Annotated in this window: 23 protein-coding genes, 3 tRNA genes, 1 pseudogene and 1 riboswitch; of the genes and pseudogenes, 8 read left to right on the top strand and 19 right to left on the bottom strand. The window is 53.7% G+C overall.

Going from position 1 to position 22,746, the window contains the following annotated elements:
* The 3 genes and pseudogenes from EJQ19_RS22195 to EJQ19_RS22185 all read right to left on the bottom strand — a co-directional run.
* Positions 1-273, bottom strand: a pseudogene (locus tag EJQ19_RS22195) (hypothetical protein); the annotation flags it as partial.
* A 23-nt stretch (positions 274-296) separates the two neighbouring features.
* Complete coding sequence (locus tag EJQ19_RS22190; RefSeq protein WP_126143430.1) at positions 297-848, bottom strand: superoxide dismutase family protein; 552 nt, start codon at positions 846-848, stop codon at positions 297-299.
* 112 nt (positions 849-960) lie between these two features.
* Positions 961-1,287 (bottom strand): hypothetical protein, encoded by a 327-nt coding sequence (locus EJQ19_RS22185; protein ID WP_126143429.1) that lies wholly within the window; start codon positions 1,285-1,287, stop codon positions 961-963.
* Between the two features lie 449 nt (positions 1,288-1,736).
* Here EJQ19_RS22185 and EJQ19_RS22180 point away from each other — a divergent pair, with 449 nt between their 5' ends.
* The gene (locus EJQ19_RS22180) at positions 1,737-1,946 is read left to right on the top strand and encodes an alpha/beta-type small acid-soluble spore protein (protein ID WP_126143428.1); all 210 of its coding nucleotides are present in this window, start codon (positions 1,737-1,739) and stop codon (positions 1,944-1,946) included.
* Positions 1,947-2,060: 114 nt separating this feature from the next.
* On the opposite strand, the gene EJQ19_RS22175 is transcribed toward EJQ19_RS22180, so the two are convergent.
* The gene (locus EJQ19_RS22175) at positions 2,061-2,255 is read right to left on the bottom strand and encodes a hypothetical protein (RefSeq protein WP_126143427.1); all 195 of its coding nucleotides are present in this window, start codon (positions 2,253-2,255) and stop codon (positions 2,061-2,063) included.
* Between the two features lie 375 nt (positions 2,256-2,630).
* On the opposite strand from EJQ19_RS22175, the gene EJQ19_RS22170 reads away from it, so the two are divergent.
* Both EJQ19_RS22170 and EJQ19_RS22165 read left to right on the top strand, forming a co-directional pair.
* Positions 2,631-2,703 (top strand) — tRNA-Val (locus tag EJQ19_RS22170).
* Positions 2,704-2,853: 150 nt separating this feature from the next.
* Positions 2,854-3,999 carry a hypothetical protein gene (locus tag EJQ19_RS22165; RefSeq protein ID WP_126143426.1) on the top strand — a complete coding sequence of 382 codons (1,146 nt, stop codon included), beginning with the start codon at positions 2,854-2,856 and terminating at the stop codon, positions 3,997-3,999.
* Between the two features lie 37 nt (positions 4,000-4,036).
* Here the strand turns inward: EJQ19_RS22165 and EJQ19_RS22160 are convergent, their stop codons facing one another.
* The 5 genes from EJQ19_RS22160 to EJQ19_RS31945 form a co-directional block, all read right to left on the bottom strand.
* The gene (locus tag EJQ19_RS22160; RefSeq protein ID WP_126143425.1) at positions 4,037-4,786 is read right to left on the bottom strand and encodes a DUF1906 domain-containing protein; all 750 of its coding nucleotides are present in this window, start codon (positions 4,784-4,786) and stop codon (positions 4,037-4,039) included.
* A gap of 130 nt (positions 4,787-4,916) precedes the next feature.
* Positions 4,917-5,192, bottom strand: a complete 276-nt coding sequence (locus EJQ19_RS22155) for a DUF2277 domain-containing protein (RefSeq protein ID WP_126143424.1) — start codon at positions 5,190-5,192, stop codon at positions 4,917-4,919.
* A gap of 74 nt (positions 5,193-5,266) precedes the next feature.
* Positions 5,267-5,340, bottom strand: a tRNA-Ile gene (locus EJQ19_RS22150).
* Positions 5,341-5,351: 11 nt separating this feature from the next.
* Positions 5,352-5,428: transfer RNA gene (locus EJQ19_RS22145), tRNA-Met, on the bottom strand.
* A gap of 92 nt (positions 5,429-5,520) precedes the next feature.
* Complete coding sequence (locus tag EJQ19_RS31945) at positions 5,521-5,685, bottom strand: hypothetical protein (protein ID WP_164716669.1); 165 nt, start codon at positions 5,683-5,685, stop codon at positions 5,521-5,523.
* A 148-nt stretch (positions 5,686-5,833) separates the two neighbouring features.
* Between EJQ19_RS31945 and EJQ19_RS22140 the strand changes: the two genes are divergently transcribed.
* Both EJQ19_RS22140 and EJQ19_RS22135 read left to right on the top strand, forming a co-directional pair.
* Positions 5,834-7,225, top strand: coding sequence for a dipeptidase (locus EJQ19_RS22140; protein ID WP_126143423.1), 1,392 nt, complete (start codon positions 5,834-5,836; stop codon positions 7,223-7,225).
* Positions 7,226-7,229: 4 nt separating this feature from the next.
* Entirely contained in the window at positions 7,230-7,736 is a 507-nt protein-coding gene (locus tag EJQ19_RS22135; protein WP_126143422.1) for a GNAT family N-acetyltransferase, read from the top strand.
* Positions 7,737-7,968: 232 nt separating this feature from the next.
* Here EJQ19_RS22135 and EJQ19_RS22130 read toward each other — a convergent pair whose 3' ends face one another.
* Together EJQ19_RS22130 and dapA are read right to left on the bottom strand one after the other, a co-directional pair.
* Entirely contained in the window at positions 7,969-8,358 is a 390-nt protein-coding gene (locus EJQ19_RS22130) for a RidA family protein (protein WP_126143432.1), read from the bottom strand.
* Between the two features lie 21 nt (positions 8,359-8,379).
* Positions 8,380-9,258 carry a 4-hydroxy-tetrahydrodipicolinate synthase gene (gene dapA, locus EJQ19_RS22125; protein ID WP_126143421.1) on the bottom strand — a complete coding sequence of 293 codons (879 nt, stop codon included), beginning with the start codon at positions 9,256-9,258 and terminating at the stop codon, positions 8,380-8,382.
* A 120-nt stretch (positions 9,259-9,378) separates the two neighbouring features.
* Between dapA and EJQ19_RS22120 the strand changes: the two genes are divergently transcribed.
* A complete protein-coding gene (locus EJQ19_RS22120) occupies positions 9,379-10,263 on the top strand; it encodes a LysR family transcriptional regulator (protein ID WP_126143420.1) in 885 nt (294 codons plus the stop codon).
* A gap of 61 nt (positions 10,264-10,324) precedes the next feature.
* Here the strand turns inward: EJQ19_RS22120 and EJQ19_RS22115 are convergent, their stop codons facing one another.
* The 8 genes from EJQ19_RS22115 to pyrR all read right to left on the bottom strand — a co-directional run bounded on the left by EJQ19_RS22115 (position 10,325) and on the right by pyrR (position 19,519).
* The gene (locus tag EJQ19_RS22115; protein ID WP_126143419.1) at positions 10,325-10,528 is read right to left on the bottom strand and encodes a putative motility protein; all 204 of its coding nucleotides are present in this window, start codon (positions 10,526-10,528) and stop codon (positions 10,325-10,327) included.
* Between the two features lie 18 nt (positions 10,529-10,546).
* A riboswitch (cyclic di-GMP riboswitch) is annotated at positions 10,547-10,635 on the bottom strand.
* Between the two features lie 132 nt (positions 10,636-10,767).
* Entirely contained in the window at positions 10,768-11,409 is a 642-nt protein-coding gene (pyrE, locus tag EJQ19_RS22110; protein ID WP_126143418.1) for an orotate phosphoribosyltransferase, read from the bottom strand.
* 43 nt (positions 11,410-11,452) lie between these two features.
* The gene (gene pyrF, locus EJQ19_RS22105; RefSeq protein WP_126143431.1) at positions 11,453-12,142 is read right to left on the bottom strand and encodes an orotidine-5'-phosphate decarboxylase; all 690 of its coding nucleotides are present in this window, start codon (positions 12,140-12,142) and stop codon (positions 11,453-11,455) included.
* A gap of 53 nt (positions 12,143-12,195) precedes the next feature.
* Positions 12,196-15,405: a carbamoyl-phosphate synthase large subunit gene (gene carB / locus EJQ19_RS22100; RefSeq protein ID WP_126143417.1), complete on the bottom strand. Its 3,210-nt coding sequence runs from the start codon at positions 15,403-15,405 to the stop codon at positions 12,196-12,198.
* Entirely contained in the window at positions 15,392-16,570 is a 1,179-nt protein-coding gene (gene carA, locus EJQ19_RS22095) for a glutamine-hydrolyzing carbamoyl-phosphate synthase small subunit (protein WP_126143416.1), read from the bottom strand. The genes carB and carA overlap by 14 nt, the downstream gene beginning before the upstream one ends.
* Before the next feature lie 183 nt (positions 16,571-16,753).
* Positions 16,754-18,037 (bottom strand): dihydroorotase, encoded by a 1,284-nt coding sequence (locus tag EJQ19_RS22090; RefSeq protein WP_126143415.1) that lies wholly within the window; start codon positions 18,035-18,037, stop codon positions 16,754-16,756.
* Positions 18,038-18,056: 19 nt separating this feature from the next.
* The gene (locus EJQ19_RS22085; protein ID WP_126143414.1) at positions 18,057-18,986 is read right to left on the bottom strand and encodes an aspartate carbamoyltransferase catalytic subunit; all 930 of its coding nucleotides are present in this window, start codon (positions 18,984-18,986) and stop codon (positions 18,057-18,059) included.
* On the bottom strand, positions 18,962-19,519 hold the full coding sequence (gene pyrR / locus EJQ19_RS22080) for a bifunctional pyr operon transcriptional regulator/uracil phosphoribosyltransferase PyrR (RefSeq protein ID WP_126143413.1): 558 nt from the start codon (positions 19,517-19,519) through the stop codon (positions 18,962-18,964). The genes EJQ19_RS22085 and pyrR overlap by 25 nt, the downstream gene beginning before the upstream one ends.
* Before the next feature lie 527 nt (positions 19,520-20,046).
* Here pyrR and EJQ19_RS22075 point away from each other — a divergent pair.
* Positions 20,047-21,771, top strand: coding sequence for an ABC transporter ATP-binding protein (locus EJQ19_RS22075; RefSeq protein ID WP_126143412.1), 1,725 nt, complete (start codon positions 20,047-20,049; stop codon positions 21,769-21,771).
* On the top strand, positions 21,768-22,746 hold a 979-nt coding region (locus tag EJQ19_RS22070), incomplete at its 3' end, for an ABC transporter permease (RefSeq protein ID WP_164716668.1). The genes EJQ19_RS22075 and EJQ19_RS22070, both read left to right, overlap by 4 nt.

The following is a 22,746-nucleotide window of genomic DNA, read 5'->3' as shown; positions in this document are numbered from 1 at the left end:
ACTGCCACTGCCACTGCCATTCCCGCCTCCGCTTCCGCTTCCGCCTGATGAATAGGACTGTCCCTGCCCATAATCGTTTGGCCTCTGACCCGGGTTCTGACCTTGACCCAGACCTTGACTCTGGCCTTGGCTTTGTCCTGAGCCTTGCCCTTCTGAACCTCCTTGACCGCCTGACAGCAGCATGCGTTTCACCTGCTCCAATTCAATTAACACCAGATCATTCTGCTTGGTAAGCTCGTCCATTTGAAGTTTGAGATCCTGTGTTTTAATCATGAGGCGTTATACCGCTCCTTCCCTTACTTCACAACACCGCATGCAATGCGGCTGCCGGAGTTGCCGGATGGATCCGTCTTCAGGTCGTCCGGCTTCTCATGAATAACGATGCTGGTACCACCCGGCTTAAGTAGAGAATTCGAAGCGCCAGGGGTTAGACTGACAGCCTGGCTAACCGCTTTAAACACACCTTTGCCTTGGCTGTCCACCTCCAAATTCGGCAAATCGCCGGCATGATATCCTTTCGGATTGAGGAAGCCATGCTCCTTCATTGTCGGATTGAAGTGACTGCCGGCCGATTCAAATTTAGGAGCGGTACAAACACCTTTTTCATGGATATGCAGACCATGTTCGCCCGGAGGAAGACCGTTGACCTCCAATTGAACCAGCACGCCCTCCGGTGCTGCCGATAGCTGTGCACTGCCCACATGTTGCCCGTTGGCGCCGATTAATTTGACTTGAATGGGTGCTGATGGGGCTGGCGCCTCGACACCCGAAACCGATTGAACTTGATTGCAGCCTGCCAGCATCATTACGCCAATTCCAGCTGTCATTAAAAACGAAGCTCTATTCATTGTGTTTGTCCTCCCGAGACTGATCTTTGACAAAATCTACCCTTAGGATGCTCAACTGCTCGGGAAGGTAATCGCAGGTTGGGGCGAAAATTTCAATTTTTCTTATATTTTCTTATAAAATGGTCATCAGCTTCGCAATAATCTGCAAATTCTCCAATTTTCTTTTATAAAAATGAAACTCCACCTTTGTATGCTCGACCAGTTCTTCCTTCCGTAGCACCTGGGCCTGCAGCTCCTTCGTATGCGGCCACATCTCAGCTTGCCGCTGAAGTTCGTTTTTACCTGTAACCAAACCTTCGCCAATCACCTCGCACTCCTTCGAGAGCAAGGCATGCTTGGCCCAGTTCAGCTCAGAAATCGCATCCGTGTAGATCGCTTCCGCCTGCTTGAGCAGTTCCGGAACAAGCTGCAATTCCAAAATCACATCCGACCGTTTCATTCGGACCCCTCCATCCCCTTGACAACTTCATAAAAATTTGCTGTCTTGCCTCATCTATATTCATCGAACGGAAAAACATGCATTCGAGTGAAAATAGACATCGTTCGACAACAACATTAAGATCTCATCAAATTTCGGATGAAAGGGCTCGCCCCATTGTAAGCGTTACCAAACCATTCTATAATGAGCTTATAGAAGACCAGGAGGTGAAGCGCATGTTGCTGGACGAAGTAATCGTATATCAGAACGAAGAAGAAGGAACGGAAGATAACGGTGAAGAAGAGAACTAGCATGCCAGACAGCGCCATCACCTAACGAGACGACAACGTAAGCCCGCGGAACTGAATCTGCGGGCTTTTGCATGTACAAAAATTTTTTAAGGAGTCATGCATAAATAATCTGAACATTCAAATAATACTGGTGTACCATAAAAAAGGAGATGATTTTGAATGGCTAGATCAAACACTTTAGTCGTACAACAAGCAAAAGCAGCACTGGATCAACTGAAGTACGAAGTCGCTCAAGAACTAGGTGTCCCTCTCTCCCCTTCTGGTTACAATGGTAATTTGGCAACACGTGATGCCGGCTCCATCGGCGGCAACATCACAAAAAGATTAGTGCAAATCGCCGAGCAATCCCTGGGCGGCTACAAACGCTAATCCTTTGATGTAGGCGCAAGCTCAAAAGACTGAATCACTCGATCCTCCTTAGAGTGAATCAGTCTTTTCCCTATTATAATGGATAAAAAAAGGACCTGTCCAAGGCCCTGTGTTCTACTTCTTTTTGACTTCTTCCACAAAAACGTCACTGGCATCCCGAGTGGAACCCAGTTCGAGAATCGAATACTTTTTATCCCCGATCATAATCACATCCTCGACTTCCGGCAGCGGCTCGCTTAAGTAGACCGTTCCCAAGTACACGTTGCTGCTTTTCAAGCGCAAATTCCATCGATGCTGTTGTTTCGTCATTTCCTCTGTTCCTCCCAAACTCTAATGACATCAAGTTACCACAAAATGAGATAAGATGAAAGTCCTATAGGCATTCTCAGGCAAATATGATACATTTACGTCAATGCTACCTTGAGAAGGATTGATGAAGAATCATGTCGACGCAAGGCTTGACCCACGAGGAACTTTCTCTCCTCCTTGCCCCAAATAACGTTCAAACTACGGCTAACACGGCTAACCCTACACCCTATCTACCAAGATCCAAAAAATCGCGGAGATCAGGTTCTCGCCTGCTGAAACTTTTTCTCTTTTGGCGAAAAGCACTAAACGATAAGCGCTAAATGCTTGACAATATCAGCTATTGTTGGTATATTACTACTTGTCGCTATATTTTAAGACTTGTTAGCTCAGCTGGGAGAGCACCATCTTGACAGGGTGGGGGTCAGTGGTTCGAGCCCACTACAGGTCATACAGAAAAAAGCCCTTGATGATTCAAGGGCTTTTTTTATGCCCAATTCCATGATCCACTCCTCCTCTCATCCCTCCTTGATAAAAACAGGCAAATTGGCAAAAACTTAATACAGCCATCTATGCCAATGAATTGAGGAGGAACCGTCCCATGTTTGTACGTTGTGCGCTTCGCACAAGATCCCAATGCCTGCTTACCGGACTGCTCGCCCTCCTGTTGAGCTCAGGTTTATGGATGTCAGGCAACGCCGCCGTTCTCGAAGAACCACCGTCATTGCTTCAAGCCGCCGGAGCTGACAGCACGCTCCGACTCGTGGTCAAAGCTTCACCGAGTGCGCACTATCAAACGGAAGCCACTTTCACGGATAAAGCGGTGCTCCGCGCGCTGGAAGATCGAAAGCCCGGCGCTGCTTACTCAGAGCCGCTCCTTCCTGATACAGTCCTGACTTACAGGCAAAAAGGCCAAGAACAGCGCGTCTATGTAACACCAACGGGACAAGTGGTCGACCCCATCGGACACCAGTACCATGTCCTTGAAGATGAGGCTCAAAGCACGTTGAAGACGCACGTGCAGTCCCTGCGCCAACAACATTACGGCGAACTGCTCCACTGGAACGATGCGAATCGCATTATCCCCAAATTCAGCTCGTTCACCATCGTAGACGTCGAGAGCGGCCTGAGCTTCGAAGGCCAGCGCCGCGCAGGCTCCAGCCACGCGGATGTGCAGCCGCTGACGAAGGAAGACTCCGCGACGCTGAAATCGATCTACGGCGGCAACTGGAGCTGGAACCGCCGCGCCGTGCTCGTCAAGTACGAGGGCCGCACACTCGCGGCCTCGATGCACGGCATGCCGCACGGCGGCGACGGGATTCCCGGAAATGACTTTAACGGTCATTTCTGCATCCATTTTCTCGGGAGCGTGACCCACCGCTCCCGCTCTATGGACCCGGCGCACCAGGTCATGGTGCACCGGGCCGCAGGCTTGCTGAACGAGTACGTCAGCAAGCTCCCGCCTTTGGCGCTGATCGACGTCTGGATCAGCGCCGCCCACCAAGGCGACCTGCAGCTGCTGCAGGTCGCCACAGGGGAAGAACAGGCGTTGCATGTGCGCAGCATGCGCCGCCTGTCCAAGGCGAAGGAGCCGGATGTCTCCGGGCTCCTTCAGTACGACACCGACGTCGACGTCTCGACGACGCCGGAAGGCGCCTCCGCCGTGAAGCATCGGCGGATTCATTTTCACCTCGAGCGGGCGTCGCTCGAGGATCGCTGGTACATCCGCAGCGCCGTGATGCGCTAGCGCAAAAAAGCCCGATCGTCCTGCGATCGGGCTTCTGCTATTGCGGCGCTTGGCCGGAGGCTTTGCGCAGCTCATTCGCCAAGCGGTGAAATTCCCCGCGCGCTGCGGCCGACGTTGTCGCCATATAACCGGCCGACAGGAACGGGATGATTGCATTCGCGTCCTTGGCCGTCATGGTGACGGGATCAGGGCCTGGCTGCGGCGCGGCATCCGTCTGCCACCAGCCTTCATTGCCGTAAGATTCGTCATAATCGATGGGAATGCCGCCCACAACAACGTCATTTTTATACTGATAGAGCTGCATGTGGGTCGATTTCTTGCCGCCGCTCCAGGCGTACGTTTGCCAGAAGTGCGAGCAGGCACCGGCCGCATACACAGCCTCGATGACCGCATAAGAACCGTACACGCCGGTCGTATAATTCGGAGTCGCTTCGCTTGCCGCCTGAATATACGCGATCACGGATGGCATTTGCGCAGCGGTAGCGTCGAAATCGACGGCAAAATAAATGCAGCTGCCAAACGGCTGTCCTACGCTTGCCGCGACTTGCAGCGCGGTCTTCCCATCCGCAAGACCTGCCGCTCTGCCGCCCAATGCGCGATCCGCCGTTGTTTCAAAACAAGAAATGATAGAAATCCCGGCCTTGGAGATCGTATCCGCCTCCGCTCTCGTCAGCGCTTTTGCTCCGCTCGGCACAAGATAACGGGCTACAAATTCATATCCGTCCCGGGCAAAAGCAGCAGCCGTTGCTTCCGTTAAACGCGTTGCGCAGTCAAATCCTTTCGCCATGAGTTTTCACCCTTTCTCTTCGTCTACTCTATACTATGCGAAGGGTTCGGGGGCGTTCCGCAGATTGATAGACAACGCTGCCAAAACAACAAAAAGGGCGCTTTCCAAGAACCCGGAAACCGCCCTTTACTTATGCTTTTGTCCCAAATCGAATCGCATTTCGTTCGCGTGCCCGCTGTGCCTCTATTTCGCGGTTGCGAGGTTCCGCCTGAGTGACGAGAGAGTCCATAAGCTTCTGGGCGACATCCGTAATGCCCTGCACCGCTTCTTCAAACGCGACCTCATTCGCCTTCGACGGCGCAGTAAAACCCGAAATTTTACGAACAAATTGCAAGGCGGCCGCACGGATCTCCTCTTCCGTTGCGACCGGTTCAAAATTGAATAACGGTTTAATATTACGGCACATTCGGACATCCTCCCAAAGTTGATTTCTCCTGTAAAATAATAAAAAACCCTTACATACCAAGGGTTTCCGTACTATGGGCCCAGAGGGACTCGAACCCCCGACCAATCGGTTATGAGCCGACCGCTCTAACCAACTGAGCTATAGGCCCAAATAAAAATTTGGTTGCGGGGGCAGGATTTGAACCTGCGGCCTTCGGGTTATGAGCCCGACGAGCTACCGAGCTGCTCCACCCCGCGATATATCCTCATGTCGCATGTGCGACAAAAACAAATATACACTACCTCGGAAAGTGAAGTCAAGCGTTATTTTTCCAATTGCCCACAGGCCATTACGTATTGTAGCGCACCCCGAAACGGCCTTTTTTAGATTTATAGACCTCGACTTCCTGCGGGCATTCATAGCCGTAAATCCACCAGTCCTCTTCCATGCGCTTAGCCAGACAACCCGCTTGGAACTTGGTATCGTAGAGTTTTGCCCAGTACACCCATTTCATAAAACTCACCCCATATTTGGATTCGCTCTCTATTACTAATGTAACCAATTTAGGGCACGGTTATGAGCAGGGCGCTGCAGCATTAGACTCGGCTATATTTTCATTGTAAAATGGTCTTATTCATGTCCATGAAAGAGGGAATTGACCCATGTTAGAATCAGTGTTGACGCATCTGCAAGCCCACAAACAGACACACATAGAAGAGCTCAAGCAGTTTTTACGAATCCCAAGCGTGAGTGCTCTAGCTCAGCATGTGCCGGATATGGCGCGCTGCGCCGAATGGGTTGCCGCTTCTCTGCGAGAAGCCGGACTGGAGCATGTGGACATTATGCCGACAGATGGCGGCCATCCTGTCGTCTATGCCGACTGGCTGCATGCGCCGGGTAAGCCGACTGTGCTCGTTTACGGCCATTATGATGTGCAGCCTGCGGATCCTTTAGAGCTGTGGGAAACGCCACCTTTTGACCCGGTCATTAAGGATAATAAACTGTATGCGCGCGGCAGCACAGATGACAAAGGGCAGGTTCTGCTCTATATCAAAGTGGTTGAAGCGTTCCTGAAAACAGCCGGATCTCTCCCTGTCAACGTGAAATTTTGCATCGAGGGTGAAGAGGAAATTGCAAGCAAGCATTTGCCCGCTTTCATTGAGAAGCACCAGGAACGTCTGCAAGCGGACACCATCGTCCTCTCGGATACCCAAATGCAAAGCTTGGGCAAACCAGCTTTAATGTATGGACTGCGCGGATTGGCGGGATTTGAGATCACCGTCGACGGTGCCAACAGCGACCTGCATTCCGGACTGTTCGGCGGCGCCGTGCAGAACCCGATTCATGCGCTGACCAAGCTGCTCAGCTCTTTTCACGATGAAGAAGGACGTGTGGCGGTTAAAGGTTTCTATGATCGGGTTCTTGCGCTTTCCGACAAAGAGCGGGAGTCTTTCAAACAGGTCGCGCCGGATGAAAATAAAGTACGCACGGATTTACAGGTCTCCGGGCTGTACGGTGAACAAGGCTACTCGTTCTACGAGCAAACAACGTCCCGTCCTACCCTGGAGATTACCTCCGTCAGCGGGGGATTTCAGGGTGAAGGCATTAAGCCGATCATTCCGAACCGGGCGAGCGCCAAAATCGCCTGCCGTCTGGTCGCTGCACAGCAGCCCGAGGAAATCATGGATGCGGTTGAAGCGCATATTCATGCGCAGTCATTCCCTGGCGTTACCATCCAACTAGATCGCCAACTATACGGAAATCCTTTTATTACGCCAATCGACGAGCCTGTCATGGTAGCGGCCGCCGAGGCGTATGAGGCGACGTTCGGCGAATGGCCCGTGTACACGCGCAGCGGAGGCTCCATCCCGATTATCGAGGTGTTGGGCCGTGTACTGAACGCGCCGGTCGTGCTGATGGGCTTTGGTGTACCTGGCGAAAACTTGCATGCGCCGAACGAGCACTTCCATCTGGAAAACTGGGATAACGGTACCGCGACGATCGCACGTTATTGGGATAAGCTGTCGGCGATTTCATTTGGGGAGAAGGTGTAGCATAATGGGATTGCCTTATCGTCTCCGCGATGCTGAACGCTCTGACTTAGAGGAGATCGTTCGGATCTACAACTCCACGATCCCCGGACGCATGGTAACGGCCGACACGGAACCTGTCACCGCAGCCAGTCGGGAGCGTTGGTTTAATGAGCACTCGCCGGACTTTCGCCCGTTATGGGTGCTGGATGACGCGCATGGCGGGATTTGCGGCTGGCTGAGCTTCCAGTCGTTTTACGGTCGCCCGGCTTACAACGCTACCGCCGAGATCTCCATCTACGTCGACGAAGCGTATCGCGGACATGGCATCGGCCGCCATTTGATGGAGCAGGCGCTCGCCGCTTGCCCCAAAATTGGGGTCAAGACCGTGCTAGGCTTTATTTTCGGCCATAACGAGCCGAGTCTTCAGCTGTTCCGCAAATTCGGCTTCGCCGATTGGGCGCATCTCCCGCAAGTTGCGGAGCTCGACGGATTGGAACGGGATCTGATTATTGTGGGGAAACGGGTGGGGTAGCAAGCCACTTCCCCCAATTGAATAGAGGAACGTAAATGCGCTATTTTCGAAAACTCTCTTGATTTTTCTTAGAAAAGGAACGAGAAGTCCTTATTAGCTCCCTGCTGTGCGATTCCGAGAGGTTAGGGGCAGAATAGCACCTCCTCGTTCCACTTCATAGCCATAATCGGAGAAATCCGAAGAATAGCGCCTTTTCGATCCGCTTGCAACTGGCAGCACCCACTCGCTCAACCTATTCCCCGCCCACCACAGCCTCGACCTCAATCTCAATCATCAATCTCGGATCGATAAGCGCTTGTACTTCCACCATCGTGGCCACAGGTTGAATATCTCGGAAAAACTCCCCGTGTGCCCGCCCATAGGCCTCCCACTGTGAGATATCTGTGACGAACATGCGAGTACGTATGACATCCGACAGCTCTGCGCCTAACTCACGAAGCGCCTCCTGAATCGTCGTCGTAATACACTGCGTCTGCGCATAAGCATCACCTTCGCCCACGACTTCGCCGTCTTTCATCGCTGTCGTGCCGGCGACCTCAATGCGGTCACCGACGCGAATCGCCCGACAGTAGCCAACTTGCGGCTCCCAAGGTGAACCTGTAAACACTTTTTTCCGCTCCATCCCCATATTCAGCGCCTCCCTTCACACTCGAAATTCCCGCAGCCTCGCTTGCAGTCCATCCGTAATCGGCACGTTCGGCAAACGCAGCGTCCCCGATGCAATCACACCAGACTGAGCGAGCAGCCACTTGAGCGGCGCCGGGTTCGGCTCTTGGAACAGCAGACGGATGAGCGGCAGCAGTTCCTCAAACGTTTTACGTCCCTGCACGAGGTCCCCCCCACTAAACTGACGGAATAGCTCGCCAAAACGATTCGTCATCACATTCGCCGACGCCGTCATCCCTCCGGCAGCCCCCGCCTCTAGCGCGCGGTACAGCAAGGCATCATCCCCACACAGCACTGGCTTGGACCCCAATCGCGACAACTCCGACACAAGACTCGTATCTGACGTACTGTCCTTCATGCCAATCACGCCGTCCAACTCCAGAATCGTTCTCACCGTATGCAGCTCCAGCTTAACTCCGGTGCGCTGAGGAATCTCGTACAGAATTACAGGGACTCCCACTTCGGCAATCCGCTTAAAATGTTCAATTATCCCCTGCTGGCTCGGCCGGCTGTAGTAAGGTACGACGACGAGTGCGGCATCCGCGCCCAAGTTACCGGCTTGCTCGGTCTTTCTCACGCTTGCCGACGTATCGTTTGTCCCCGTTCCGACCACGATTGGTGCAGCGGATTGCGCCGCTTCCCTCGCCGACTGCGCTGTCGCAACCAGCTCACGCACTTCCTCCGAGGTCAAGGTTGGCGACTCTCCTGTTGTCCCACTCACGACAAGGCCGTGAATCTCATTCTGAAACAACTCCAACGCATGATTGTAAAAGGATCCGGCATCCAGGCCGAACGCCTCGTCAAACGGGGTAATGATCGGCACGTAGATGCCTTTTAAGTCTTTTTCCTGAAGCATGGTCTCTCACTCCTTGGCAAAATGAATTTGTACATTTACTTTAGCATGGAACTTCTCATCACAGTTAGCTATAATAAATGATAATCATCATCAAAAATATTGATGAAAAGGAGGGGCAAAATGGACCTCACCTACCTGCGAACATTCCGACAAGTCGCTCGAAGAGGCAGCTTTACCCGGGCTGCGGAGGAGCTGGGATACGCGCAATCCAGCGTCACGATGCAAATTCAAAAACTGGAGCGCGAATACGGCGTCCCGTTATTCGAACGCTACGGCCGCCAGCTGCGATTGACCCCTCCGGGAGAAACGCTGCTAGGGCTCGTCGTTCAAATGTTAGAGCTCTATGATCAATCCAAAGAAATCGTCGCCAATCAACTGACCGGCACGCTGACCATCGGCACGATCCATTCGCTCGCCGCCTATTACTTGCCAATCCATCTGCACACTCTGAAAATGGCCTATCCCGGCCTGAACATTCAGCTCGTGCCCGACAGCGAGGCTTCCATCCTAACTAAGGTGCGCGAAGGCGACTATGACGTCGGCCTCCTGCTCGATCATTTTCCGGCGGACCCAACGCTCACATGCACCCTGATTCGCGAAGAGCCGCTCGTCTTTATCGCGCCCCACCATCATCCACTCGCGCTGAGTGGCGAAGGGCTTGCCTATGCCGACTTCCAAAGTACAGAAGTTATCGTCACGGAAGATGGATGCTTGTACCGCGGCATGTTCGAGCGATTGCTCAAGGAGCACGATGTCGCGCTCCGGATTGGCTTTGAGCTGGGCAACCTGGAGGCGATAAAGCGTTGCGTCATGAACGGTCTGGGCATCGCGCTGCTGCCCCGCATTGCCGTAGATATGGAACTGAGTCAAGGAACGCTTGTTCAGCTGCCTTTCCCCCACACTCATCTTGCGATGGATCTACAAGTACTGCTTCATCCCAAAAAGTGGATGTCCCAGCCGCTGCAGACGTTTTTACGGATTTTGCAAGCTGGGGATCCTCTGTAGCGTAACAGTTGCTCCAAACGCAAAAGAAGCTCTCCTTCTCGAGAAGGTAGAGCTTCTTTCGTTACACGCGAATATCGAGATTCGCGCCCAGATGCGGCGTGACGGATGCAGCTGTGACCTTCGCCTGAGCTTGGGCAAAATCCTGCAGCATCGTGCCGGTCAAGCCGGCTTGCATATCGCTTGATTTGCTCAGCAGTTGAATGCCGATCGCTTGCTTGAGTCCGTCACCGCTATTGATTGCGGACAACATAGGGGAAATGTTCAAATTCGTTTCTCCTCTCCATGCGGTAGCTGGCAGGCATACGGCGTCCTCGCCGGTTAGCCCCTGTAGCTTTGCGTCTGCCGCTTTCGCGTCATTTGCCTTTATCGTGAAAGGTTAACGACAACCTGACACTTCTTTAGTATAAAGCCGTTGCCAAAATCCGTCAATTTCCGACCGCGTCAAAACAAATCCGACCGCTTGCGAGATGTCGAAACAGGATGACCCCGACACTCAGCAATTTCCTATAGGCCGTAAGCCGCAGGATTGGCACGCCAAGAGCGCAGCAGTTCCATGTCAGACGCTTGAATCGCGCCTTTCTCAAGGGCAACTTCCAGCAGCGCGGAGTAGTTAGAGAGCGTGTGCAGCGGCATATTCGCCGCTTGGAACGCTTCTGTCGCCTTGTCCAGCTGGTAGGAGAAAATAGCCAGCACGCCAAGCGCCTCGGCGCCTGCGTCGTTCACCGCGAGCGCCGCTTTCAGCGAGCTGCCGCCCGTCGAGATCAGGTCCTCGATGACGATAACTTTTTGTCCCGGCTTCACAGTACCTTCGATCAGATTCTCTTTGCCATGCCCTTTCGCCTTGTCGCGAATGTAGATCATCGGCAGGCCAAGCTTTTGCGCGACCCAAGCCGCGTGCGGGATGCCCGCTGTTGCTGTTCCCGCGACAACTTCCGCTTGCGGGAATTTTTCTTTGATCAACGTCGCAAACCCGTCGGCAATCGCTTCACGAATCGCCGGGTGGGACATCGTGAGGCGGTTATCGCAATAAATCGGCGATTTCAGACCGGATGTCCATGTAAAAGGCTGCTGCGGACGGAGCGCTACCGCCCCAATCTCCAGCAAAGATGCGGCAATATGCTGCGCAATCGTTTCTAATTGACTCATGTTCATTCCCCGTTCCTTCCATCGTCATATGGTGATGTTACGTTTAGCTTACGGAATCGATAATCGCCTCGATCGCAGCACGCGGATCCGCCGCGCCGGTGATCGGACGCCCGATCACAACGTAGTCCGTGCCTTGCGCGAACGCCTGCTGCGGCGTCATGATGCGCGACTGGTCGCCCACGTCGGCGCCCGCAGGGCGAATGCCCGGCGTCACTGTGACGAAGTCGGCGCCGCAGGCCGCTTTAATCGCCGTCACTTCGTGCGGCGACGCGACAACACCGGCAAGGCCCGCCGCACGCGTCAGGCGCGCATAGCGCAGCACGGCCTCTTCCATGGAACCGGCGAGGCCGATCTCCTCATTCAGCACGACCTGGCTCGTACTGGTCAGTTGCGTGACAGCGATCACCTGCGGCCGATCGCTCCCGCCGGACACGGCCTTGTCGACCCCCTCCAAGGCGGCCTCCATCATTATTTTACCTCCTGCGGCATGCACATTGAACACATCGACCCCAAGGCGCGTCACGCTCTCCGCGCCCCCCTTGACCGTGTTCGGAATGTCGTGCATCTTCACATCGAGAAACACTTTATAGCCGCGATCCTTCAAATTCGCGACAAAGGCTGGGCCTGCAGCATAAAACAGCTGCATCCCAACCTTGACGAAGCAGGGAATGCCGTCAAGCTGCGTCAGCAGCTTTTCCGCACTCTCCGCGTTTGCGTAATCCAAAGCGACCATAATTCGGCCTGTCAGCTCAGCTCGGGTTAACGTCGTCAAGTCGTAAGTCCTCCTTACGCGTAGACCGGCATGGAACGGGAGGAGAAGTTAATAGCCTCCAGCATGTTCACAAGCGCTCTAACCGTATCCAAGGATGTCATACACACGACGCCGTTCTCCACCGCTTCACGGCGGATACGGAAGCCGTCACGCTCAGGCTCTTTGCCTTTGGTGAGCGTATTGACCACGAATTGCGCCTCTCCGCTGCGAATCAGATCCAGAATGTTTGGCGAACCTTCACTTAATTTGTTAACGGTCGTTACAGGCAGACCTGCCTGCTCAATCGCCGTTGCCGTACCGCCGGTTGCAATGATTTTGTAGCCAAGGCGGTAGAAGCCTTTCAGAATTTCGATTGCTTCTTCTTTATCTTTATCCGCTACTGTCACAACAACTGATCCAGCAGCCGGGATTTTCATGCCAGCACCGATGAGACCTTTGTACAGAGCTTTCGCGAAGTTGATGTCGCGGCCCATAACCTCACCTGTGGATTTCATTTCAGGTCCGAGCGTCGTATCGACCCGGCGCAGCTTCGCAAAGGAAAACACCGGCACTTTGACGGAGACGTAAGCGTCTTCCGGCCACAGACCGCTTTGGTAGCCCATTTCCGTCAGCTTTTGACCCATGATCACGCGGGTTGCTACATTTGCCATCGGAATGTTCGTTACTTTGCTCAGGAACGGCACCGTTCTGGAAGAACGCGGGTTCACCTCGATGACATACACTTGATCATTGTGGATAACGAACTGGATGTTAACCAGACCGAACACTTTCAGTTCAAGACCGATTTTCGTCGTAATGTCGACGATTTGCGCTTTGATGCTGTCCGAGAGCGACTGCGGCGGGTACACCGCGATGGAGTCGCCGGAGTGAACCCCTGCGCGCTCGATGTGCTCCATGATACCTGGGATCAAGACCGTTTCGCCGTCGCAGATCGCGTCGACTTCAACTTCTTTGCCCAGCATGTAACGGTCGATCAGAACCGGATGTTCAGGGTTGATTTTAACCGCGTAGTCCATGTAGTTCAAAAGCTCTTGGTCGGAGTACACGATCTCCATCGCACGCCCGCCGAGTACGTAGGAAGGACGCACGATAACCGGATAGCCGAACTGCGCTGCTGTACCAACCGCTTGATCCACGGAAGTTACCGTGCCGCCAGGAGGTTGCGCAATTGCCAGCTTTTTCAGCAAGGCTTCGAATTTCTTACGATCTTCCGCTGTATCGATGCTTTCCAGATCGGAACCAAGGATACGCACGCCTGCTTTATGCAGTGGAGCCGCCAGGTTAATCGCCGTTTGACCACCGAATTGGACGATAACACCGATTGGCTGCTCGCGTTCGATGACGTTCATGACATCCTCGAAGAATAATGGCTCGAAGTATAAGCGGTCGGATGTGTTAAAGTCTGTCGAAACCGTCTCCGGGTTGTTGTTGATGATAACCGCTTCATAGCCAGCCGCTTGGATCGCCCAAACCGCATGAACTGTGGAGTAGTCGAACTCGATGCCTTGGCCAATACGAATTGGACCGGAGCCGAGAACAACGACTTTCTGTTTCTCTGTTTCCGTCACTTCGTCTTCTTGCTCATACGTCGAGTAGTAGTAAGGTGTCGATGCTTCAAATTCCGCTGCGCACGTGTCAACCATTTTGTATACCGGTTTTACACCATGCTGCAAGCGATAAGCGCGCACGTCCGCCTCTTTCGTGTAAGTCGCGCAACCGGCAAGTGTACGGATTTCCGCAACCGCGCGGTCTGTGAAGCCTTTGCGCTTGATATCAAGGATGAGTTCAGGCGTAAGCTCAGCTGCCGCGATCTCTTGCTCGAACGTGATCATGCCGCTCAGCTTGCTCAGGAACCACCAGTCGATTTTCGTAATGTCTTGCAGTTGCTCGATCGTATAGCCTCTGCGGAATGCTTCTGCGATAAGGAACAGGCGCTCGTCGTCCGGCTTTTGCAGACGGAACTCTAATGTTTCTTTGTCGAGCTGGTCGGTTTCTTTCAGGAACAGGCGGTGTACGCCGATTTCCAGGGAACGAACCGCTTTGTGAATGGACTCTTCGAACGTGCGTCCGATCGCCATAACTTCCCCGGTCGCTTTCATTTGCGTGCCGAGTTTGCGGTTTGCCGCTGTGAATTTATCGAACGGCCAGCGCGGGATTTTGGAGACGATGTAGTCCAGCGCAGGCTCGAAGCATGCGTAAGTTTGGCCCGTTACCGGGTTGACGATTTCGTCCAGTGTGTAGCCGATCGCGATTTTCGCCGCCATTTTGGCAATCGGGTAGCCCGTTGCTTTGGAAGCGAGCGCGGAGGAACGGCTCACACGAGGGTTTACCTCGATGACATAGTATTGGAAGCTGTGCGGATCCAGTGCGTACTGAACGTTACAGCCGCCTTCGATGTTCAAGGCGCGAATGATTTTCAGGGATGCGGAGCGCAGCATTTGATACTCGCGATCCGACAGCGTTTGGCTTGGCGCTACGACGATGGAGTCGCCTGTATGTACGCCAACCGGGTCAAAGTTTTCCATGTTACACACAACGATACAGTTGTCGTTCGCATCGCGCATCACTTCGTACTCGACTTCTTTCATGCCGGCGATGCTGCGCTCAACGAGACACTGACCGATTGGGCTGTAACGCAAGCCGGAAGCGACGATGTCCGTCAGTTCTTCCATCGTGTTACAGATCCCGCCGCCTGTGCCGCCAAGCGTGTAGGCAGGACGAATGATGATCGGGAAGCCGATTTCGTTGGCAAAATCAACCGCTTGGGCAACGGACGTCACGATGACGCTGTCCGGTACCGGCTGCTCCAGCTCTCTCATCAGGTCGCGGAACAAGTCGCGGTCTTCCGCTTTCTCGATCGCCGTTAGCTGCGTACCGAGCAGTTTCACGTTCTCGCTCTCGAGAACGCCTGCACGCGCAAGCTCAACCGCCATATTCAGGCCTGTTTGGCCGCCGAGCGTCGGAAGCAAGCCGTCAGGACGCTCTTGACGGATAATTTGTGTAACGAATTCGAGCGTAATTGGCTCGATGTAGACTTTGTCTGCCATGTTCGTATCCGTCATGATCGTCGCCGGGTTGGAGTTGATCAGGATAACTTCCATGCCTTCTTCTTTGAGCGCTTGGCAAGCTTGCGTGCCGGCATAGTCAAACTCGGCCGCTTGACCGATGACGATCGGGCCGGAGCCGATCACGAGAATCTTTTTGAGTGTATTATTTTTGGGCATATTGCAGTTCCTCCTTGACAGCTGTCGGACTAGCTTCCGTGGACGCTTTCCACTGAGCCAGCATTTGCGCTTGGCGCGGCTGCTCAGGGTTGTTCGTTTTATAGTCGCGAATCATCTGGATGAAATCATCGAAAAGGTAGCTGGAGTCGAATGGCCCCGGAGCCGCTTCCGGATGATATTGCACCGAGAATGCCGGATATTGCTTGTGACGCAAACCTTCGATCGTACGGTCATTGTTGTTGATGTGCGTAACTTCCAGCTCCGTGCCTTGAATGGATTCTTCTTTTACTGTGTAGCCGTGGTTCTGGGAAGTAATATAGCAGCGTCCGGAGATCAGGTCTTTAACCGGATGGTTGCCGCCGCGGTGGCCGAATTTCAGTTTATCCGTATCAGCGCCGCAAGCGAGTGCGAACAGTTGGTGGCCAAGGCAGATCCCGAACAGCGGAATGTCGCCGAGCAAGCCTTTGATCATCTCAACCGCATGCGGAACGTCTTTCGGGTCCCCAGGGCCGTTGGACAGCAGGACGCCGTCCGGTGCAAGGCGGCGGATTTGCTCAGCCGTTGCGTTTTGCGGCACGACGACAACGTCGCAATCGCGTTTGCTCAGATCGCGGATGATGCCGCTTTTCGCGCCGAAGTCGACAACGACGACGCGCTCTTTGTGACCAGGTGCGCCGAATACGCTCTTCGTGGACACGCGGGACACTTGGTCCGTCATCAGCTGCGTATTTTTCAGAACTTCCATCAATTCCTCGACGGATTTGTCGGAAGTCGTGATGATGCTTTTCATAACCCCGTAGTGACGGATTTTACGAGTCAGCATCCGCGTATCAATACCGGAGATCCCCACGATGCCATACTCTTTAAGCAAGGAGCCGAGCGTGTATTGCGCTCTCCAGTTACTTGGAATGTCTTCGTGCTCGCGCACAACGAAGCCGTGAATGAATGGACGCACGGATTCGAAGTCGTCGCGGATCACGCCGTAGTTGCCGATCAACGGATACGTCATCGTCACGATTTGCCCGCAGTAGGATGGATCGGAAAGCACCTCTTGATAACCTGTCATACCTGTATTAAAAACGACCTCGCCGACGGATTCACCTTCACTACCGAACGATTTACCTGTAAAAAGCGTGCCGTCTTCCAGCAACAATCTTGCCTGCATGTAGTTCAACTCCTTCGCATTTGTCAGGCGACTCCCTTGCGAACCGCCGCTTCTCTCTTGCCCTGCTTCCCGCAAGGACTTGCATAAAAATTAATCTGTTTGTATAAATATACACGATTTTAGACCAATCGTATAGAGCATTGCGTGCAATTCGCTTTGCTTACTAAGCCTTTTTCGAACTTTTTATGACCAGACCACTTTGCCCGATGCAATCGTCACAACCGGCCAGCCTTTGAGCTCCCAACCGATGAACGGGGTGTTTTTGCTGCGGGAGACGATTTCTTCTTTTTTGACGTCACGCGGCGTGTCCAAATCGACGATGGTAATGTCCGCTTTGCTGCCTACGCTCAAGGTGCCGTAAGGCAAGCCGAACACGTCAGCCGGCTTCTTCGTCATACGGTCGACCAGAAAGCCCAGCGTCCATTTGCCTGTCTCGACGAACTTCGTGTAGAGCAGCGGGAACGCTGTCTCAAAGCCGAGAATACCGAATGGCGCCATCATCATGCCTTTGGCTTTCTCTTCTTCCGCGTGCGGTGCGTGGTCGGTTACGATAATGTCGATCGTGCCGTCTTCCAGCGCCTCGATCACTGCTTCCACGTCGCGCGGTGTGCGCAGCGGCGGGTTCATTTTCCAGTTGGCATCCAGCCCAGGAATGTCTTCGTCGGAGAGCACCAGATGATGCGGGCACACTTCTGCGGTTACGTTGACGCCGAATTTTTTCGCTTGGCGAATCAGGCGAACCGATTGCTCGGTGGAGACGTGGCACACATGGTAGTGAACGCCTGTCGCTTCCGCCAGCAGCACATCACGGCCGACGTGGATCGCTTCGGATTCGTTCGGGATGCCTTTAAGTCCGTGCTTCTTCGAAAACGAACCCTCCGTTACGGCTGCACCGACAACCAAAGTGTCGTCCTCACAGTGCGCAATGATCGGCATATCCATCGAAGCGGCCAAAGCCATCGCATCCTTCATCATTTGCGCGCTCTGCACGCCGACGCCGTCATCCGTGTAGCCGATAACGCCCGCTTCTTTCAAGGCGGCAAAATCCGTCAATTCCCGGCCGAGCTGGTTTTTGGTGATCGTCCCGTAAGGCAAGACGCGAATCACGCCTTCCGTCGCCGCCTTATCGAATATGTAGTTCACCGTGTCAACCGTATCGATAACCGGTCTTGTATTCGGCATGCAGGCGATTGTTGTAAAACCGCCTCTCGCCGCAGAACGCGTGCCCGTCGCGATGTTCTCCTTATGCTCGAAGCCCGGCTCGCGAAGATGCACGTGCATGTCGATGAAGCCCGGCGTTACCAGCTTGCCTGCCGCGTCGATCACTTCGTGTCCTGCCGTTTGCGGAGCCACGACTGCGGATGCGTCCAGCACCTGTGTAATCACGTCATTTTCAACCAAAATGTGTTTCTTCGCTGTTTCATTATTGACATCAACGGTTAAACCGTTCAGAATCCAAATCCCCATGCTCTTGTAGCCTCCTCGGTTATGTTAACGCTCGCTCGATGACGGCCATCCGAATCGGCACGCCGTGGGCAATTTGCGTAAAAATTTTGGACTTCTCATGCTCGACCAATTCGTCGTCGATCTCCACGTTCCGATTGACCGGAGCCGGGTGCATGATGATCGCGTGCGACGCCATGCGGCTTGCCCGTTCCATCGTCATGCCGTACTGCTCGCGATAGTCTTCGGCGGAGCGAAGCAGCCCGTGGTCGTGACGCTCAAGCTGCACACGAAGCATCATCACGACGTCGGATTGCAAGGCTTCCTCGAAGCTTACGTAAGGCGCGAACTGCGCCAGTTCCGGCGCTTGCATGCTAGGCGGCGCGCAGAACTTCACTTTTGCGCCCAACTCCAGCAGCCCCCATAGGTTGGAGCGTGCGACTCGGCTGTGCAGAATGTCTCCGACGATGGAGACTGTCAATCCCTTGATAGCGCCGAAGTGCTTGCGCATCGTATAGAAGTCGAGCAGCGCCTGCGTCGGATGTTCGTTGTTGCCGTCGCCCGCGTTGATGAGCGGGACTTTGATTTTCTCGGCGAGCTCCTGCAGCACGCCCGTCGGCTTGAGGCGGATCACACCGGCATCGATGCCCATGGATTCCAGCGTCCGCACCGTGTCGTAGATGGATTCGCCTTTTTGCACGCTCGATTCTGCTGCCGAGAAGTTCAGAACGCCTGCGCCGAGGCGCTTCTGAGCAAGTTCAAACGAGAAGCGCGTTCTCGTGCTATTTTCAAAGAAGAGATTCGATACGAATTTGCCTTGCAGGGTGTTCGTCACTTTGGATGGATGCTGCTCCCAATATGCTGCGCGATCCAGAAGGCTTGTGATCTCCGCGGCGCTTACGCCTTTCAGACCCAAGAAATGCTTTGTTTGCTGTGTGCTCACGATACTCACTCCTGTTTCCCCCTCAACCATCGAATGATGACTTCATCTTTATCGTCTTTCTCCGTCAGCATCACTTCGATGCTTTCGCTTTTGGATGTCGGCACGTTCTTGCCCACATAGTCGGGACGAATCGGAAGTTCGCGATGTCCCCTGTCCACCAGCACAGCGAGTTGAATCATTTGCGGTCGGCCCAGATCAATCAAGGCGTCCATCGCCGCCCGGACGGTTCTGCCGGTAAAGAGCACGTCGTCGAATAAAATGATTTTGCGATCCTGGATTTGCAGTTTGCCGCCTTCCTGCACATTTTCCACGGAGCGAACTTTGATGCGGTCATCCCGGTAGGACGTGATGTCGATTTCGCCGACAGGAATGGGGACCCCTTCAATGTCCAAAATGCGTTCCGCCACACGCTTGGCCAGATAAATGCCGCGGGTACGAATGCCGATCAGGGTACAGTTCTCTACCCCTTTATTCTTTTCCAGGATCTCGTGCGCAATCCGCGTCAGCGCCCTGCGTATTCCCATTTCATCCATGATGACGGTATGTTCCGCCGTCTCACTCATCGTTCTCGCCTCCTCAACGTCTGATTCAGCCATTAGCCGGCTCCGGTTCGGATAACCAAAAAAACTCCTTGCCATTTCGCGGCAAGGAGTTCCGAACGCACAACGAGACAGAGCGGGTCAGCTGGATGCAGCACATCCTAAGCTGGTAGAGCCAAACCGCAGTTCGACCATCCCGACTTTCAATCGTTTCACCTTGCCAGCCTCTCTGGACTGTTTTTAAAGGTACATATGTAATTAAAGGGATTATCCCACTTTCGACACATTAAGTCAATGTTTTTTTCTTTACTCAAATTGGGCGTGTCTGAATGCTCCGAGGGTCGCAGATTTGGCCGAATTTTCGTTCCATGCAAGGAACTTTTGTGAAGGCGTACCGGGGGTACGTCAAGCGGAAGTGACGCAGCAGGGGGCGAAAAGGCGGTGAAAGATGCCCCTGAGCGGGTTTTCAGACACGCCCTAGAGTAATCAAGTTTGGATATGATATAATTACCATACTAATTATACCGCTTTTGAGGACGAAGGAGGAACCTATGTTCAAACTATTTCGGTTGTTACGACCGTACCAAGCTTCTGTCGCGGCCATCATTATTCTGATGCTCCTCCAGTCACTGGCCCAGCTCTACTTGCCTACCCTGCTGTCCGACATTGTGGATACCGGGGTTGTCAAAGGCGATGTCGGATATATTCTCCGATTCGGCGCTTATATGCTGCTCGTCGCAATGGGCGGGATGGCTTGCGTCATGGTAGCCAGCTACTTGCTATCCCGTACAGCAACAGGCTTTGGACGCGATTTGCGTCGCAAGCTGTTCACGCACGTCGAAAGTTTTTCCTTGAACGAATTTGATAAAATCGGTACATCCTCCATCATCACGCGCACCACGAACGATATCTCCCAAGTGCAGCAAGTGATCGTCATGATGCGGATGTTCATCGGCGCGCCGACGATGCTGATTGGCGGTGTCATTATGGCTACCTATAAAGACGCCCACTTAGCGCTTGTCTTAATAGCCGTGATTCCGATTCTCGCCCTGGTCATCGCCGTGATTATGCGCACCGGTATGCCGCTATTCAAAGCGCTGCAGGTGAAAATCGACGGCATCAACCTTGTCCTGCGCGAGCATCTGACAGGCATTCGCGTCATTCGCGCGTTCAACCGTTCCGAGCACGAGAAAAAGAAGTTTGAGACCGCGAACCAGGAATTCACGCAAACGGCGATTCGCGTCAACTCCATCATGGTTACCATGATGCCGCTGATGATGCTCATTTTTAACCTGGGCATGGTTGTTATTCTTTGGTACGGCGGTATCCGCATCGATAACAATCATATGGAAATCGGCGATCTTATGGCCTTTATTCAATATGCGATGCAAATTATGTTCAGCATGTTTATGATGACAATGATTTTCATGATGATTCCGCGCGCAACCGCTTCCGCGGCTCGTATTAATGAAGTGCTGGCAATTGAGTCGACGATTCACGACGCGTCCTCACCTGCGAAGCTGCAAGGTAAGGAAACGAGGGTCGAGTTCCGCGATGTGACCTTCTCTTATCCCGGTGCCGAGCAGCCTGCGCTGCACAACATTTCGTTTACGGCGGAGCCCGGCGAAGTGACGGCCATTATCGGAGGTACGGGTTCGGGCAAAACGACACTGATGAACCTGCTGCTCCGCTTCTATGACGCAGACAGCGGGGAAATCGCTCTGAACGGCACGGGGATCCGCGCGCTGTCCCTGGAAAGCTTGCGCGGGCGAATCGGCTACGTGCCGCAGAAAGCCGTTCTGTTCTCCGGCTCTGTCTCTTCCAACCTGCGCTTCGGCAACGAAGAAGCATCGGAAGAAGAGATGATTCATGCCGCAGGGACGGCCCAGGCTAGGGAATTCATAGAAGAAATGAAAGAGGGCTATGCTTCACCGCTGGCACAGGGCGGCACCAACCTGTCCGGCGGCCAGAAGCAGCGTCTCTCCATTGCCCGTGCGCTTGCGCGCAAGCCATCGATTTATGTGTTCGATGACAGCTTCTCCGCGCTCGACTTTAAAACCGACGCCAAGCTCCGCGCCGCGCTGAAAGCGGAAACCGAACAGGCGACCATGCTGATCGTCGCGCAGCGCGTCAGCACGATTATGGACGCGAACAAAATTGTCGTCCTGGACGAAGGCCGCATTGCCGGCATAGGTACTCACAGCGAGCTGATGCGAACTTGCGACGTTTATAAAGAAATCGTAGCTTCCCAGCTATCGGAGGAGGAAAGCGCATGAGCGACAAATCTAAAGATCACCGTTCCTCCCCTCCGCAAGGCGTAAACCCGGGTCATTTTGGCCGAGGAGGCGCCGGCGGCATGGGCCGTCCGGTTCAAAAAGCCAAAGATTTCAAAGGGACCCTGAAACGGCTGCTATCTTATTTAAAACCGTTCCGCGTCTCTATCTCCATCGTGTTGATCGCGTCAATTCTGAGCACCGTCTTCGGCATCGTCTCCCCGAAACTGATGGGGAACGCCACGACGAAGCTGTTTGAGGGCGCGATGGCGAAGATGAAAGGTGTAGCCGGGGCTAAAATCGATTTTGACGGCATTCTGCACATCATTCTGATTCTCGCCGTGCTGTACATCGTCAGCTCCGCGCTCATGTATGTGCAGCAGCGCGTCATGGTAACCGTCGCCCAACGCGTCGTGTTCAATTTGCGCCGCGACATCAGCGAGAAGCTGACACGGGTGCCGCTCTCTTTCTTTGATTCCCGCAGTCATGGGGATACGATGAGCCGCGCGACGAACGACATCGATACGATCTCGTCGACGATGCAGCAAAGCTTGACGCAGCTCATCACGTCCATTGTAACGCTGGTCGGGGTCATCATCATGATGCTGACCATCTCCCCGCTGCTGACGCTGGCGACGATTATCACCTTGCCGCTGAGTATCTGGGGCACGAAGATGATCGCCTCCCGCTCGCAAAAATATTTTATCGGCCAACAGCGGACGATCGGCGAGCTGAACGGACACGTTGAGGAAATGTTTACCGGACATACGATTGTGAAAGCATACGGCCGCGAGCAGGACGCTGTGAACAAATTCAACGAAATCAACGATCGGCTATATAATACCGGCTGGAAAGCGCAATTTATTTCCGGGCTCATATTCCCGCTGATGTCGTTTATCGGCAACATCGGCTATGTGCTCGTCAGCGTCATCGGTGGCATTATGGTTACGCACGGCGCGATCAAAATCGGGGACATTC

The sequence above is a fragment of the Paenibacillus whitsoniae genome, from assembly GCF_003955665.1.
GTDB classification, from domain to species: Bacteria; Bacillota; Bacilli; order Paenibacillales; family NBRC-103111; genus Paenibacillus_E; species Paenibacillus_E whitsoniae.
Note: the sequence above shows the minus strand (reverse complement) of the source record. Positions and strands in the feature narration are given on the sequence as shown.

What these genes read in the sequence shown, in the direction of transcription:
- EJQ19_RS22190 (WP_126143430.1), bottom strand. Translation starts at nt 848, where the DNA reads ATGAATAGAGCTTCGTTTTTAATGACAGCTGGAATTGGCGTAATGATG.
- EJQ19_RS22185 (WP_126143429.1), bottom strand. Translation starts at nt 1,287, where the DNA reads ATGAAACGGTCGGATGTGATTTTGGAATTGCAGCTTGTTCCGGAACTG.
- EJQ19_RS22180 (WP_126143428.1), top strand. Translation starts at nt 1,737, where the DNA reads ATGGCTAGATCAAACACTTTAGTCGTACAACAAGCAAAAGCAGCACTG.
- EJQ19_RS22175 (WP_126143427.1), bottom strand. Translation starts at nt 2,255, where the DNA reads ATGACGAAACAACAGCATCGATGGAATTTGCGCTTGAAAAGCAGCAAC.
- EJQ19_RS22165 (WP_126143426.1), top strand. Translation starts at nt 2,854, where the DNA reads ATGTTTGTACGTTGTGCGCTTCGCACAAGATCCCAATGCCTGCTTACC.
- EJQ19_RS22160 (WP_126143425.1), bottom strand. Translation starts at nt 4,786, where the DNA reads ATGGCGAAAGGATTTGACTGCGCAACGCGTTTAACGGAAGCAACGGCT.
- EJQ19_RS22155 (WP_126143424.1), bottom strand. Translation starts at nt 5,192, where the DNA reads ATGTGCCGTAATATTAAACCGTTATTCAATTTTGAACCGGTCGCAACG.
- EJQ19_RS31945 (WP_164716669.1), bottom strand. Translation starts at nt 5,685, where the DNA reads ATGAAATGGGTGTACTGGGCAAAACTCTACGATACCAAGTTCCAAGCG.
- EJQ19_RS22140 (WP_126143423.1), top strand. Translation starts at nt 5,834, where the DNA reads ATGTTAGAATCAGTGTTGACGCATCTGCAAGCCCACAAACAGACACAC.
- EJQ19_RS22135 (WP_126143422.1), top strand. Translation starts at nt 7,230, where the DNA reads ATGGGATTGCCTTATCGTCTCCGCGATGCTGAACGCTCTGACTTAGAG.
- EJQ19_RS22130 (WP_126143432.1), bottom strand. Translation starts at nt 8,358, where the DNA reads ATGGAGCGGAAAAAAGTGTTTACAGGTTCACCTTGGGAGCCGCAAGTT.
- dapA (WP_126143421.1), bottom strand. Translation starts at nt 9,258, where the DNA reads ATGCTTCAGGAAAAAGACTTAAAAGGCATCTACGTGCCGATCATTACC.
- EJQ19_RS22120 (WP_126143420.1), top strand. Translation starts at nt 9,379, where the DNA reads ATGGACCTCACCTACCTGCGAACATTCCGACAAGTCGCTCGAAGAGGC.
- pyrE (WP_126143418.1), bottom strand. Translation starts at nt 11,409, where the DNA reads ATGAGTCAATTAGAAACGATTGCGCAGCATATTGCCGCATCTTTGCTG.
- pyrF (WP_126143431.1), bottom strand. Translation starts at nt 12,142, where the DNA reads ATGGTCGCTTTGGATTACGCAAACGCGGAGAGTGCGGAAAAGCTGCTG.
- carB (WP_126143417.1), bottom strand. Translation starts at nt 15,405, where the DNA reads ATGCCCAAAAATAATACACTCAAAAAGATTCTCGTGATCGGCTCCGGC.
- carA (WP_126143416.1), bottom strand. Translation starts at nt 16,570, where the DNA reads ATGCAGGCAAGATTGTTGCTGGAAGACGGCACGCTTTTTACAGGTAAA.
- EJQ19_RS22090 (WP_126143415.1), bottom strand. Translation starts at nt 18,037, where the DNA reads ATGGGGATTTGGATTCTGAACGGTTTAACCGTTGATGTCAATAATGAA.
- EJQ19_RS22085 (WP_126143414.1), bottom strand. Translation starts at nt 18,986, where the DNA reads ATGGTTGAGGGGGAAACAGGAGTGAGTATCGTGAGCACACAGCAAACA.
- pyrR (WP_126143413.1), bottom strand. Translation starts at nt 19,519, where the DNA reads ATGAGTGAGACGGCGGAACATACCGTCATCATGGATGAAATGGGAATA.
- EJQ19_RS22075 (WP_126143412.1), top strand. Translation starts at nt 20,047, where the DNA reads ATGTTCAAACTATTTCGGTTGTTACGACCGTACCAAGCTTCTGTCGCG.